The organism is Hoylesella marshii DSM 16973 = JCM 13450 (assembly GCF_000146675.1).
Classification (GTDB): domain Bacteria; phylum Bacteroidota; class Bacteroidia; order Bacteroidales; family Bacteroidaceae; genus Prevotella; species Prevotella marshii.
The window spans coordinates 427,347-440,052 of the sequence record NZ_GL397214.1 but is presented as its reverse complement, the minus strand read 5'-3'; the positions used below and the strand labels follow the sequence as shown (position 1 = coordinate 440,052).

At 45.7% G+C, this 12,706-nt stretch carries 13 protein-coding genes; 8 read left to right on the top strand and 5 right to left on the bottom strand.

The genetic code is table 11. From position 1 onward, the window contains the following. The first annotated feature begins 5 nt into the window (after positions 1 to 5). Entirely contained in the window at positions 6 to 812 is an 807-nt protein-coding gene (locus HMPREF0658_RS01880; RefSeq protein ID WP_006948160.1) for a DUF4738 domain-containing protein, read from the top strand. 282 nt (positions 813 to 1,094) lie between these two features. Here the strand turns inward: HMPREF0658_RS01880 and purN are convergent, their stop codons facing one another. From purN to HMPREF0658_RS01855, 4 genes are read right to left on the bottom strand one after another with little or no spacing between them, the layout of a single operon-like run. Continuing rightward, positions 1,095 to 1,676, bottom strand: a complete 582-nt coding sequence (purN, locus tag HMPREF0658_RS01870) for a phosphoribosylglycinamide formyltransferase (RefSeq protein ID WP_006948158.1) — start codon at positions 1,674 to 1,676, stop codon at positions 1,095 to 1,097. A gap of 27 nt (positions 1,677 to 1,703) precedes the next feature. Beyond that, positions 1,704 to 2,117 carry an RNA-binding S4 domain-containing protein gene (locus HMPREF0658_RS01865; RefSeq protein ID WP_006948157.1) on the bottom strand — a complete coding sequence of 138 codons (414 nt, stop codon included), beginning with the start codon at positions 2,115 to 2,117 and terminating at the stop codon, positions 1,704 to 1,706. A 7-nt stretch (positions 2,118 to 2,124) separates the two neighbouring features. Next, entirely contained in the window at positions 2,125 to 2,694 is a 570-nt protein-coding gene (gene pth, locus HMPREF0658_RS01860; RefSeq protein ID WP_006948156.1) for an aminoacyl-tRNA hydrolase, read from the bottom strand. 8 nt (positions 2,695 to 2,702) lie between these two features. Next, positions 2,703 to 3,326: a 50S ribosomal protein L25/general stress protein Ctc gene (locus tag HMPREF0658_RS01855; RefSeq protein WP_006948155.1), complete on the bottom strand. Its 624-nt coding sequence runs from the start codon at positions 3,324 to 3,326 to the stop codon at positions 2,703 to 2,705. A 244-nt stretch (positions 3,327 to 3,570) separates the two neighbouring features. Here HMPREF0658_RS01855 and nusB point away from each other — a divergent pair, with 244 nt between their 5' ends. The 6 genes from nusB (at position 3,571) to HMPREF0658_RS01825 (ending at position 7,550) form a co-directional block, all read left to right on the top strand. After that, on the top strand, positions 3,571 to 4,560 hold the full coding sequence (nusB, locus tag HMPREF0658_RS01850) for a transcription antitermination factor NusB (RefSeq protein ID WP_006948151.1): 990 nt from the start codon (positions 3,571 to 3,573) through the stop codon (positions 4,558 to 4,560). A gap of 11 nt (positions 4,561 to 4,571) precedes the next feature. Beyond that, positions 4,572 to 4,892, top strand: coding sequence for a preprotein translocase subunit YajC (yajC, locus tag HMPREF0658_RS01845; protein WP_024991059.1), 321 nt, complete (start codon positions 4,572 to 4,574; stop codon positions 4,890 to 4,892). Positions 4,893 to 4,902: 10 nt separating this feature from the next. Next, positions 4,903 to 5,886, top strand: coding sequence for a CdaR family protein (locus HMPREF0658_RS01840; protein WP_006948149.1), 984 nt, complete (start codon positions 4,903 to 4,905; stop codon positions 5,884 to 5,886). A gap of 15 nt (positions 5,887 to 5,901) precedes the next feature. Continuing rightward, positions 5,902 to 6,459: a dephospho-CoA kinase gene (gene coaE / locus HMPREF0658_RS11785; protein WP_006948148.1), complete on the top strand. Its 558-nt coding sequence runs from the start codon at positions 5,902 to 5,904 to the stop codon at positions 6,457 to 6,459. A gap of 12 nt (positions 6,460 to 6,471) precedes the next feature. After that, the gene (locus tag HMPREF0658_RS11780) at positions 6,472 to 6,900 is read left to right on the top strand and encodes a DUF5606 family protein (RefSeq protein WP_006948146.1); all 429 of its coding nucleotides are present in this window, start codon (positions 6,472 to 6,474) and stop codon (positions 6,898 to 6,900) included. A 221-nt stretch (positions 6,901 to 7,121) separates the two neighbouring features. Then, positions 7,122 to 7,550 carry an Hsp20/alpha crystallin family protein gene (locus tag HMPREF0658_RS01825; RefSeq protein WP_006948145.1) on the top strand — a complete coding sequence of 143 codons (429 nt, stop codon included), beginning with the start codon at positions 7,122 to 7,124 and terminating at the stop codon, positions 7,548 to 7,550. Between the two features lie 546 nt (positions 7,551 to 8,096). On the opposite strand, the gene feoB is transcribed toward HMPREF0658_RS01825, so the two are convergent. Continuing rightward, on the bottom strand, positions 8,097 to 10,538 hold the full coding sequence (feoB, locus tag HMPREF0658_RS01820) for a ferrous iron transport protein B (protein ID WP_006948144.1): 2,442 nt from the start codon (positions 10,536 to 10,538) through the stop codon (positions 8,097 to 8,099). Positions 10,539 to 10,985: 447 nt separating this feature from the next. Between feoB and rlmD the strand changes: the two genes are divergently transcribed. Next, positions 10,986 to 12,407, top strand: coding sequence for a 23S rRNA (uracil(1939)-C(5))-methyltransferase RlmD (gene rlmD / locus HMPREF0658_RS01815; protein ID WP_006948143.1), 1,422 nt, complete (start codon positions 10,986 to 10,988; stop codon positions 12,405 to 12,407). Positions 12,408 to 12,706 lie beyond the last annotated feature (299 nt).

The following is a 12,706-nucleotide window of genomic DNA, read 5'->3' as shown; positions in this document are numbered from 1 at the left end:
AGAACATGAAAGCAAACAAGTCTTTTATTCTGTTCCTGTGCTGCGCAGCCATCCTCTGGGGGTGCAGAGGAAAGGGTGGTGGCAACAGGCAAGACGTCGTCGAGAACCGAGAGGCCAAGCAACTGTTGCAAGGTATTTGGCTCAACGAAGACGACGAAGAAGTGGCATTCATGGCCAAAGGCGATTCCATTTATTATACCGATTCCACCAGCCAACCCGCAAGATTCATGATTGTGGGAGATTCCCTTTGGATGATAGGAGCAAATACGATAAAATACGTCATCATCAAGCAGGCGCCCCATCTCTTTTACTTTCAAAATGGTAACGGCGACCTCGTGAAGCTCGTTAAAAGCGAGAATACCAACGACCGATTCCTCTTTTCCCACAAACGTCCGCAGGCCATCAATCAAAAAACGTTGATTAAGCGCGACACCGTGGTTACGTATGGCGATAAACGTTATCATCTTTACGTGCAAATCAACCCCACCACTTACAAAGTCTTCAAGACCACCTACAACGACGATGGAGTGGAGGTAGACAACGTTTATTACGACAATATTATTCATATCGCAGTGTTCTGTGGCGCAAAGAAACTCTTCTCTCGCGACTTCCGAAAAACAGACTTCCGGCGCCAAATACCGTCCGACTTTCTACGGCAGAGTATTTTCAGCGATATGACATTCCTGCATATCAACCCTCAAGGCATTCATTTTACAGCAGCCATCTGCATGCCCGACGACCCCAGCAGTTATTTGGTAGACGTTGCCATCTCTTTTGCAGGCAAACTCTCCATGGGCGTGGTCAATCATTAAATCGCAAAATGCGTCGGGAGGCAATTTCGTGTGCAAAATTCCCTCCGCGGGTTGTCGGGAAGTAATTTCGTGTACAAAATTCCGTCCGCGGGTTGTCGGGAACCAATTTCGTATGCAAAATTCCGTCAGCGGGTTGTCGGGAAGCGATTTCGTATGCAAAATTCCCTCTGCTTTCGCCTTCACGGCCTTGCTCACTTTCTTTCATCGTCCGCTTTTAATAGCAGAGACTATTTGCACTTCGCGTAGTGGAACTTATAATCTACAAAACCGTAAAAGTGACCCTCACTTCATTTCTTCGATTCCTTCAAGGACTTTTTCGATGACAAACGGGAAATATTTTTGCTCCAAGATGTGTTCTTTGGCGGCAATGTCGTCGGGAGTATCATCGGGTGAGAGTGGTGTATGGAACTGGGCTATGATGTCGCCGCCATCGCATTCATCGCTCACCCAATGCACAGTCATACCGGTTTCGTGTTCGCCCGCAGCTTTCACTGCCTCATGTACATGGTGACCGTACATGCCGCGGCCGCCGAACTTGGGCAGCAGGGCAGGGTGGATGTTGATGATGGCACGGGGATAACGGGCGATGAGAAAATGAGGCACCATAAGCAGGAAGCCGGCTAAGACGATGAAGTCGATGTCGTGTTGCTGCAACAGGGCAGTGAGCTTTTGCTCGTTGTTGAAGTCGGCCTTCGGCATCACAGCGCAGGGAATGTCGTAACGCTTGGCTCTGACGAGTGCGTAGGCATCTGCGCGGTTGCTCACCACGAGCGACACGCGTACAGTAGCTGAGTGGGCAAAGTGGCGAATGATGTTTTCGCAGTTGGTGCCGTTGCCCGACACGAAGATGGCAATGTGTTTCATATCGTCGTTTTTTTTTGAAATGTGCAGTTATTCGTCCCAGCCTTCGCCGGTATCGTCGAATCCGAATAGGGTAGGGGCAGTGAAAGCATCAAGGGCGCGCCGCTCCTTTTTTGTCGGTCGACCGGTGCCTCGGGCTCGGTCTATAAACCCGCTGATACGGCTCATTTCGAGTAGTTCGTATTGTTGTGGGTCGGTCACGTTCTCGTAAATCTCGGGCAGCAATCGGGCACCTACACGCTGTTCTATGGGGCGAAGTATGCGGAATGAATAGACTACGGGAGCTTTCTTTACGCTGATGGTATCGCCTTCCTTCACCGTGCGCGAGGGCTTTGCCGTCGTTCCGTTGATACTTACACGTCCGTTCTTGCAGGCATCGGCAGCAATGGAACGCGTCTTAAAAATGCGTGCCGCCCACAACCATTTGTCTATGCGTGCTTCCATTGTCGTATCAACTTTTCTTGTTGTATTGATTCATCGTTACATCAAGCCCTGATAAAGCAAAACTTTTAATGAGTTCTCCTGCTGTTTCTATGCGTGGCAGTAACGTTTCCATCTCTTCATGACTGTATTTCCCAAGCACCCAATCTATCTGCATGCCTCGTGGAAAGTCGTTGCCGATGCCTACACGGAGACGGGCATATTGCTGTGTGCCTAAGACCGATTGAATGTTTCCCAGCCCATTGTGCCCTCCGTTGCTGCCGTTTCCTTTTAGGCGTAGTATACCAAGCGGTAATGAAAGGTCGTCGGAAATCACTAACAGACGTGAAAGTTCGATGTGTTCCTTGTTCATCCAATATCTCACGGCGTTACCGCTAAGATTCATGAATGTTGTAGGTTTCAACAGAATCAATTTCCGTCCTTTGACCGAAGTTTCCGCAATGTAGCCGTAGCGTCGGTCTTCAAAAACAGAATTGGATGCCTTAGCAAAGGCATCCAATATCATGAATCCGGTATTGTGGCGTGTCTCCTCGTACTCTATGCCGGGGTTTCCCAAGCCTACAATCAGATATTTATCCATCGGCGAAATTATTCTCCTTTGTTTTCTTGCTGTTCTCCTTGGTCAGATACGGCAGCAGCGGCTACAGCAGCACGGGTCATCTTCACGGAGCATACGATGACTTCTTTGCTCGTAACAATCTCCAACCCTTCGAAGTTGAGTTGTCCTACCTTAATGCTTTTTCCAATTTGCAGCGGCGTAACATCTATTTCCAACTGCTCGGGAATACGCTTGTAAGGAGCACGTACATTTATCTTGCGGATAGAGAGGTTCATGCGTCCACCATCGCGTACACCTTGTGCCAAGCCTGTCAGCTTAACAGGAATACCTACCGTGATGTCTTTCTCCTCGTTGATTTCATAGAAATCCACGTGTAATAGTGCATCTGTTACGGGATGGAATTGCAATTCTTTCAAAATAGCCTTGTGCGCCTTTCCATCGATGTCGATATTGACAACATAAATGTGCGGGGTGTACACCAACTTACGAAGGTCTACCATAGGGATAACAAACGAGAATGCTTCGGGTAGCCCTTTTTCGTTTCTTGCTTCACCATAAAGATTGCAGGGAATCAATCCTTCTTTTCTCAACAGTTTTGAAGCCTTTTTACCGAGGTCAGTTCTTACCTGTCCTGATACATTAATTTCTTTCATAATGTGTTACTCTAAATTAAGTTGTTAATTAATGATTGTGCCTTAATTCGCCATCACACGAAAATCTTTCATTATTGATGCGCTCAAAAAGCGTTGCAAAGGTAAATATTTTCATCAACTCCCGCAAGGTTTCTCTTAAAAACGTAGAAAAAAAGATAGCTTCTCTTGTCCGACAAGGTATTTTTTACTACTTTTGCATGTGGCAAAACAAAGGAACAGACTAAACATTTAGAGGTATTTATTGATGATTAATCGAGAACTCATACGAATCAAAGTGGTTCAGTTAACCTACGCATATTATCAAAATGGTAATCGAAATATTGACAATTCCGAGAAAGAATTGTTGTTCAGTCTCTCAAAAGCATATGACCTTTATAATTACCTACTTGATTTAATCGTTGCTATCACCAAAGTAGCGCGCCAACACGTGGAGATAGCCATAGCGCGTGCACAGCGAGAGGGTACGGAAATGCCGTCTCAGAAGTTTGCAGAGAATAAATTTGCTCTCCAATTAGAAGAGAACAAGATGCTTAATGACTTCGTTTCCGAACAAAAACAAGTATGGGAGGATAATATAGATCTGGTGCGAAAACTATATGCCTGCATAGAAGAAAGCCAGGTCTATCGTGACTATATGGCCGATACAGACAACTCTTATGAGGGCGATCGTGAAATTTGGCGTAAACTCTACAAACAATTCATTCAAGATAATGACGATATTGACGCGTTACTCGAAGAGAAAAGCCTTTATTGGAATGATGATAAAGAGATCGTTGATACATTCGTACTAAAGACCATTAAGCGTTTTGATCCTCAAAATACGACAAAGCAAGAGTTATTGCCGGAATATAAAGACCCCGAAGATAAAGCCTTTGCGTGCAAACTGTTCCGTGCAACCATCCTCAATGCCGACCAATATCAGCATTATATGAGTGAAACCTCCCGTAATTGGGATTTTTCCCGATTGGCTTATATGGATGTCGTTATTATGCAGATTGCTATCGCCGAAATGCTCACTTTCCCTAATATCCCAATATCTGTTACAATCAATGAATATGTGGAGTTGGCCAAATTATACAGTACTCCCAAAAGTGGAGCCTATATCAACGGTATGCTCGATACCATTGCGCGTTACCTGATAGATACGGGAAAATTATTGAAGCCGATAGGTGAGCCGAAACAGAAAGCACAAAAATCTATTGATAAACCAACTCAAGACGAAAATACAAAATAAAAATAAAAGCAATGAATACATCAATGTTATTAGCTGCACAAGCACAAGGTGGCGGCACGGGAATGATTCTTATGATGGTGGCAATTTTTGCTATCTTCTATTTCTTTATGATTCGTCCGCAACAGAAAAAGCAAAAAGAAATCCGTACTTTCCAAAACTCGCTAGCGGAAGGAGCGAAAGTTGTTACCGGCGGAGGTATTTATGGCATTGTAAAGCATGTCGATACTGAAACTAATCAGGTAGAAGTTGAAATAGCTCGAGGGACGGTTATTCGTGTAGACAAGGCTTCTGTATTTGCAGATGCATCAACTTCTCAAACGCAGAATAAATAAAACAAAGTCGATGGTTCAGTCACGACTTTTGAAAATATGCAGTAGAGTCAGGGATTTCTTGTTCAATATGTTGAACAAGGAGTTTCTGATTTTTTTGTTCTTCTTAGCCTTAAGTGGAAGTTTCTGGCTTCTTCTCAAACTCAATGACATTGTGGAAAAAGAACTGTATATTCCTATTAGGTTGGTGAATGTGCCTAAAAACGTCGTAATAACCAATGAGACCGACGATACTTTACGTGTAACAGTCAAAGATAAAGGGTTCAGTTTAGTACCTTATTTCTATGGTAATCGCATTCTGCCACTCAATATCAACTTTGCTACTTATACGAAAACAACCGAGAAAGGTAGTGTCTCTTCGACCGAATTGCAGCGTATGATTTACTCAATGCTGTACACTTCTACAAGAATTACAAGTATGAAGCCTGATAAATGGGACTACTACTACAATTATGGACTTAACAAGCGGGTGCCTGTGAAGCTGTCAGGACACGTTGTGCCTGGTGCGAGTTATTATCTGTCGCGTACCTCTTTTTGGCCGGACAGTGTAACAGTATATGCCTCACCTCGTCTGTTAGACAGTATTCGTTATGTTTCTTCAGAAACGTTGAATATCACAAACTTCACCGATACCATTGTCAGAAAGATTCGACTCAAGAAGATACCTAAGGCTAAGATAATGCCTTCCGAAGTAATGATGACACTCTATCCTGACATTCTTACCGAAGAAAGTTTTGAAGTTCCCGTTAGTGCGGTGAATATACCGGCTGGAAAAATACTTCGCACTTTCCCCTCGCGTGTGAAAGTACGCTTTATTGTAGGTGCAAGTATGTTTAGAAAGATACGTCCCGAAGAGTTCAAAGTTGTGGTAGATTACCTTGAATTGCAGAAAAATACTTCAGAAAAGTGTAAGCCTTATATCCGTTCCGTACCCCATGGTGTATCGAAATCTCGATTAGACATTACGGAATTAGATTATCTTATCGAACAACAATGATATCTTTCTTATCTCATGACAGTAGCGATAACAGGAGGAATTGGTAGCGGTAAGTCATACGTATGTAGATTACTATCTGAGCAGGACATAGAAGTATATGACTGCGACGCTGCTGCCAAGCAGTTAATGTGTACTTCCGAGGTTTTGATGTCACAACTTCGGCAGCTTGTCGGCACAAAGTTATATATTAATAATGTGTTGAACAAGCAACTGCTGACCCATTTTCTCATGGAGTCAGAAGCCCATGCAAGAGCCGTAAACAGCATCGTACATCCGGCGGTAGCTGAAGACTTCATCGCTTCGGGTGCGACGTGGATGGAATGTGCGATACTTTATGAAAGTGGATTCGACCGATTGGCCGATTGCGTAGTTTGTGTCTCCGCACCGTTGGAAAAACGCATTGAGCGGGTTATGCTACGCGACGGCATCTCCCGAGCAGATGTCTTACAATGGATGAATAGGCAACTTCCACAGGAAGAAGTGGTGAAACGTGCCGATTATAACATTGTGAACGACGGTCAAGAAGATGTTCGCAAGCAATTAAATCATTTACTGAAAATAATTAAAATATAACCATCAAACAACATGTTACAGACAATTCTATCAGTAGCGGGAAAGCCGGGACTTTACAAACTTGTGTCTCGAGGCAAAATGAATCTCATTGTTGAGGCTCTTGACGACACGCATAAGCGTTTACCCGTATTTGCTTCAGACCGTGTTACAAGCCTTACAGACATTGCTATTTATACAGATGCTGACGATGTGCCTTTGCGAGAAGTATTGGCAAAAATCCGTGATAAGGAGGAAAGTAAACCTTGTTCTATTGATTTCCGGAAATGTTCGGCAAAGACACTTCATGAATATTTCGGCGATGTCTTACCCAATTTCGACAGAGAGCGTGTACACGACAGCGACATCCGAAAGTTGTTGCAGTGGTATAATATCTTGTCGAAAACCGGTATCACCGATTTCGAGGAGACTTTGCAAACCTCAGAAGGAGTTAGTGCAGAGTAAAGTTTGCAGTATTTAAGTTATACGCTCATTTTAAGAGACAGAAGAGTTCGGTTATCCGCCGAACTCTTCTGTTTTTTGTTTATCATAGTGACCGAATGTGTCAAAATGACTTATATTGCGTCAGAATGTCATGTGTAATGGCATCGGTATGGAGTTTGTGTATCAGCAAGTGTAACTGTAAACATTAAAACAAACAATTAACTAAAACAAATTAGGAGGTAATGATGATGATACCAGCTTATAGAAACGTATGGATGCCAAGTCTCTTCAATGACTTCTTCAATACCGATAACATGCCGAAGGCAAATGCTACTGCACCGGCCATCAACGTAAAAGTTTCAGACAATGAATACACCGTTGAACTTGCAGCACCGGGTATGAAAAAAGAGGATTTCAGTGTGAAAATCAATGCTGATGGCGACTTAACTATTAAGATGGAAAACAGTCGCGAGGCAAAGAACGAGGATTCAAAAGCTCATTATCTGCGTCGTGAATTTTCCTATTCCAAGTTCGAGCAGACGCTGATTCTTCCCGAAGATGTAGATAAAGAGAAGATAGAAGCCCATGTAAATGATGGCGTGCTCACCGTAGTATTGCCTAAGACAGTGAAAGAGGAGCCGAAGATTGCTCGCGAAATCACGATAGGGTAACTCCCTAAAGGATGAACAAGTAGAGGGTGTGTCAAAATGAACACACTCTCTCCTCTCTTTGTTTGATTGAGCGTAATGCCAGAATAAATTATTCTTGGACTAAAGCACCTGCCGCAATGCCAGAATAAATTATTCTTGGACTAAAGCACCTGCCGCAATGCCAGAATAAATTATTCTTGGACTAAAGAACCTGCCGCAATGCCGGAATAAATTATTCTTGGACTAAAGCACCTGCCGCAACGCCGGAATAAATTATTCTTGGATTAAAGCATCTGCCACAACGCCGGAATAAATTATTCTTGGACTACGAAAACGAAAGAGGAGGGTGTGTCAAAATGAACACACCCTCTTCTTTTTGTACCTGTATGCGGTGAATAGTTAGTTGTACAAACGTGTACAGTCAGTCTTGCTTTTTCCAAGCGATGCCTTTACCTTGTCATACCATAGCTCTTAAATACATAAAATATAACTTTTGAGTTTCAGCGTGCGGCACTGCTGCACTTCTTTAACTTTTAAACTTTCTGTTCGCCTTGCGACATGAAAATCCTATAAAAAGAGGTTTCCTATTTGATAGACGGCTGCACTGACTATCCATGCCAAGGCTGTTGTGTAGAATGCGGCAAAGAGTGCCCAGCGCCACGAACCCGACTCATGCTTGATGGCGGCGATGGTGGCAATACACGGGAAATAGATGAGTACGAAGAGCAGGTAGCAGAATGCGGCAAGCGGGGTGATTCCGTCGGATAGCATCTGTCGGCGCAGATGGGTGTACTTCTCGGTATCGGCACTGTATTGTTCGTCGGCGGCGAAGCTCTCGTCACCACTGTAGAGAACACCCATGGTAGAGGCCACAATCTCTTTGGCACCAACACCGGCAAGCAGTCCCACGTCGAGCTTCCAATCAAAACCTTGTGCGCAGAAAGCTGGCTCCACGGTCTTGCCCAATCTGCCTATATAGCTTTGTTCTTGCTGTGCGGGCAGTGAAAGACTGTCGTCGTGGGGGAAATAGACCAATGCCCATACCACGATACTTGCCACGAGAATGATACCTCCCATTTTGCGCAGATATTGTTTGCCTTTCTCCCATGTGTGGCGAGCGATGGCCTTACCGGTGGGGAAGCGATAGGGTGGCAATTCCATCACGAAAGGCGTGTCTTCGCCTGTAACGAGGAACCGGCGGAAAATGCGGCTCATCGCGACAGCCAGCAGAATGCCCACGACGTAAAGCGAGATAAGCACGAGTGAGCGATAGCGGACGGCGAAGAACGTGCCGGTAATCATGATATAGATAGGCAGGCGTGCCGAGCAGCTCATCATGGGCAAAATGAGCATGGTAATGAGCCTACTGATGCGGCTTTCGATGGTACGCGTGGCCATGATGGCAGGTACATTGCAGCCGAATCCCATAATCAGCGGGATGAACGATTTGCCGTGAAGTCCCATCTTGTGCATGAGTTTGTCCATGATGAAAGCTGCACGTGCCATGTAACCCGAGTCTTCCATGAAAGAGATAAATCCGTAGAGAATAAGAATTTGAGGTAGGAAGACGATGACAGCGCCAACACCTCCAAGCACGCCGTCTACGAGCATTGCTTTCACGGGGCCTGCCGGCAGATGCGCGTTGAGTAATGCGGTAAGGGCAGCCACGCCGTCTTCTATCCAGCTCTTGGGATATTCGCCCAATGTGAACGTTGTTTCAAACATGAGATAGAGTAGCAGCAGGAAGATGGGGAAGCCGATATACTTATTCGTCATAATGGCATCGAGTCGATGGGTGGTGCGATAGGTGTCCTTCTTTCGTCCTCTCGCGTAACCCACTTCTTGCAGTGCACCGTGAATGAAGCCGTATTTGGCATCCATGATAGCCGTTTCGCTGTCTTCGCCTGTGTCGCGACGAATGCGTTCGGCCTCTTCGTCGCGAGCATGCAGGATAGCCGATGCTTGCGGAAGGGTGCGCACTCGGTTTTCTACATCGGTGTCGCCTTCGAGCAGTTTGATAGACAGGTAGCGGGTAGAGAAGCGCGAGGGTACAGCCTCGTCGGCGCGTATTTCTTGCTGAACGCGACTGATGGCCTGCTCGATATATGCGCCATGGTTGATGTGGATATGACGGAACGAGGGTGTCCATGGGCGCGATCTTTCGGCCGATACATTCGTATAAAGGCTTTCGTACAATCCGATGACAGCATGGAAGAGCATCCTTACGCCACGGCCGGTGCGAAACACAGTAGGTACCATAGGCAGGCCGAGCAGGTTGCCCAATTCTTTGGGCGAGATATGGTCGCCGCGCACCTCGGCCTCGTCGTACATATTGAGGGCACATACGACGGGGATGTCCATATCGATGAGCTGTGTGGTGAGATAAAGATTGCGTTCCAAATTGCTCGTGTCGATGACGTTGATGATGATGTCGGGTGTTTCGTCCACAATTTGTCGCCTCACGTAAAGCTCTTCGGGCGAGTAGGCCGAGAGCGAATACGTGCCGGGCAGGTCTACAAGATTGAACCGGTAGCCCTCGAAAGTGGCGTGCCCGGTTTTTGCGTCTACAGTGACGCCGCTGTAGTTGCCCACGCGTTCGTGAGCACCCGATGCAAAGTTGAAGAGCGAGGTCTTACCGCAGTTGGGATTGCCCACGAGTGCTACGTTGATGGTACGGCTGCGTTCGTGTGCCTCTTCGCGTAGTGTATCGTCGGAAAGGTGTGGCTCCTGCATTGCAGGCGTTGGTGTTCGGTTCTCTTCATCGACGGCTTCAGCAGATTGTTTTTCGGCTGTTACCACTTCTATCATTTCTGCCTCGTTTCGACGGAGCGACACTTCATAACCCATAATTCTGTATTTCACAGGGTCTTGCAGTGGAGCGTTGAGCATCACTTCCACGCGTTGCCCTTTGATAAAGCCCATTTCCACAATGCGCTTTCTGAATCCACCATGTCCCACCACTTTGATAATGATGCCGCTCTCTCCGGTCTTAAGTTCCGATAGTTTCATGTCGTCCGTTTTTTTATGATGTGTGCAAAGTTACCTATTTCCACGGTTATTGCAGCATGCTGGTACTATTTTTATTATTGCTGTCCGGTAAACCTTTTCCGTATAAGAGTTAGGGAATGAAATTCAAACGAGTTTTTTCTGTCATCCGCGCTGGCGGATGACAATTTTTTGATTATTTTCTGTCATCCGCGCCGGCGGATGATAATTTTTGAGTTATTTTTTGTCATCCGCGCCGGCGGATGACAATTTTACTCGTTGTCAATCTACTCTGTACAAGTTATCTATAGAATGATAGAAAGACACGTATCCTTCTCGCAGTTGATATGCTATTTAAGTTTTACCGGACAGCAATATATTTTTATTTACTTTTCGATGCCATCAAAAAGAGAAGGCCGTTCGTTTATGTCTTGAGAAATACATAACTTTGCACGCAAAACAAATGGACTGATGGCGAGAAAGAAGAAATTGCTCCCACTATTAGAGAATGTGACAATTACCGATGTCGCAGCAGAAGGAAAAGCCTTGGCGAGAATCGACGACAAAGTGGTGTTCGTGCCTTTTGCCGCACCCGGCGACGTGGTAGACTTGCAGGTACGCAAAAAGAAACACCGTTATTGCGAGGCCGAGATCGTGCGCTTTATTAAACGCAGCGATATGCGCGTGGAGCCGATGTGCAGTCATTTCGGCTTCTGCGGAGGATGTAAATGGCAACATCTGCCGTATGAAGAGCAACTGAAAGCCAAGCAACAGCAAGTTTACGACCAATTGACGCGCATCGGTAAGCTTGAGTTGCCGGCCTTTCGACCTATTATGGGTTCCGTACACACGCAGGCCTATCGCAATAAATTGGAGTTCGGATGTAGCAACAGACGTTGGCTTACCCCTCATCAGATTTCCTCCGGCGAGACGTTCGACAATATGAATGCCATCGGATTTCATATCACCGGCGCTTTCGATAAGATTCTTCCCATAGAAAAGTGTCTGCTCATGGACGACCTGCATAACGAGATCAGAAATGCCATCCGCGATTTCGCCATTGACGCGCATCTCTCGTTCTACGACCTGCGGGCGCAACACGGCCTATTGCGCGACATCATGATTCGGAACTCGAATACGGGCGAATGGATGGTACTTGTGCAGTTCCACTACGATGAGACCGGCGACGAAGCAAAGGCTTTGGCATTGATGGAGCACCTCGCTCGGCGCTTCCCGCAAATCACTTCCTTGCTATATGTAGACAATCAAAAAGGCAATGATACTTTCGGCGACCTGCAACTGCAATTATATAAAGGTAAAGACCATATATACGAAACGATGGAAGATCTCCGCTTCAAGGTCGGTCCCAAGAGTTTCTACCAAACAAATACCGCGCAAGCCTATCACCTCTATTCCGTGGTTCGTGATCTTGCCCGACTTACCGGTAGCGAATTGGTATACGATCTCTACACCGGTACGGGCACCATTGCCAATTTCGTAGCACGCAATGCCGGCAGGGTCATCGGTATCGAGTATGTGCCCGAGGCAATTGAAGATGCCAAGGTAAACTCACAAATCAACGGTATCGACAACACATTGTTCTATGCCGGCGATATGAAAAATATTCTTACGGAAACCTTTATTGCTGAGCATAGCCGCCCGGATGTCGTCATTACCGACCCGCCCCGTGCCGGTATGCATCCCGATGTAGTGCAGACCATTCTTAATACGCTTCCGCAACGTATTGTCTACGTCAGTTGTAACCCCGCTACACAGGCGCGAGACCTCGCTTTGATGGATGTCCGATACAAAGTAACGGTAGTGCAACCCGTCGATATGTTTCCCCATACGCCCCACGTTGAAAATGTCGTTTTGCTGGAATTAAGAGGATAATATGCAGACGACAAATCCCGAGTTGCACCATGAGCATTTTAGGAAAACCCATAGAAGAATTCCTCTATGAACTATAAAATCGTAACCTTTCTACTACATCTGTGTTTTGTAATATTTGCCTATTTGAAATAAAATACTTACCTTTGCCGGCACTATGCAAAGAATAGGAAATCATAACCCAATGAATGCGGTGCAGGAAAAAGTGTGTTTTTCTGCATCTTTTAACGCTTTATATTTGCATACACCGGAAAAAAGTGTAACACACACACACACACACACACACACACACACACACACAC

Bases quoted from the DNA above. Each gene is read 5' to 3' on its own strand.
- HMPREF0658_RS01880 (WP_006948160.1), top strand. From the start codon at position 6: ATGAAAGCAAACAAGTCTTTTATTCTGTTCCTGTGCTGCGCAGCCATC.
- purN (WP_006948158.1), bottom strand. From the start codon at position 1,676: ATGAAACACATTGCCATCTTCGTGTCGGGCAACGGCACCAACTGCGAA.
- HMPREF0658_RS01865 (WP_006948157.1), bottom strand. From the start codon at position 2,117: ATGGAAGCACGCATAGACAAATGGTTGTGGGCGGCACGCATTTTTAAG.
- pth (WP_006948156.1), bottom strand. From the start codon at position 2,694: ATGGATAAATATCTGATTGTAGGCTTGGGAAACCCCGGCATAGAGTAC.
- HMPREF0658_RS01855 (WP_006948155.1), bottom strand. From the start codon at position 3,326: ATGAAAGAAATTAATGTATCAGGACAGGTAAGAACTGACCTCGGTAAA.
- nusB (WP_006948151.1), top strand. From the start codon at position 3,571: ATGATTAATCGAGAACTCATACGAATCAAAGTGGTTCAGTTAACCTAC.
- yajC (WP_024991059.1), top strand. From the start codon at position 4,572: ATGAATACATCAATGTTATTAGCTGCACAAGCACAAGGTGGCGGCACG.
- HMPREF0658_RS01840 (WP_006948149.1), top strand. From the start codon at position 4,903: ATGGTTCAGTCACGACTTTTGAAAATATGCAGTAGAGTCAGGGATTTC.
- coaE (WP_006948148.1), top strand. From the start codon at position 5,902: ATGACAGTAGCGATAACAGGAGGAATTGGTAGCGGTAAGTCATACGTA.
- HMPREF0658_RS11780 (WP_006948146.1), top strand. From the start codon at position 6,472: ATGTTACAGACAATTCTATCAGTAGCGGGAAAGCCGGGACTTTACAAA.
- HMPREF0658_RS01825 (WP_006948145.1), top strand. From the start codon at position 7,122: ATGATGATGATACCAGCTTATAGAAACGTATGGATGCCAAGTCTCTTC.
- feoB (WP_006948144.1), bottom strand. From the start codon at position 10,538: ATGAAACTATCGGAACTTAAGACCGGAGAGAGCGGCATCATTATCAAA.
- rlmD (WP_006948143.1), top strand. From the start codon at position 10,986: ATGGCGAGAAAGAAGAAATTGCTCCCACTATTAGAGAATGTGACAATT.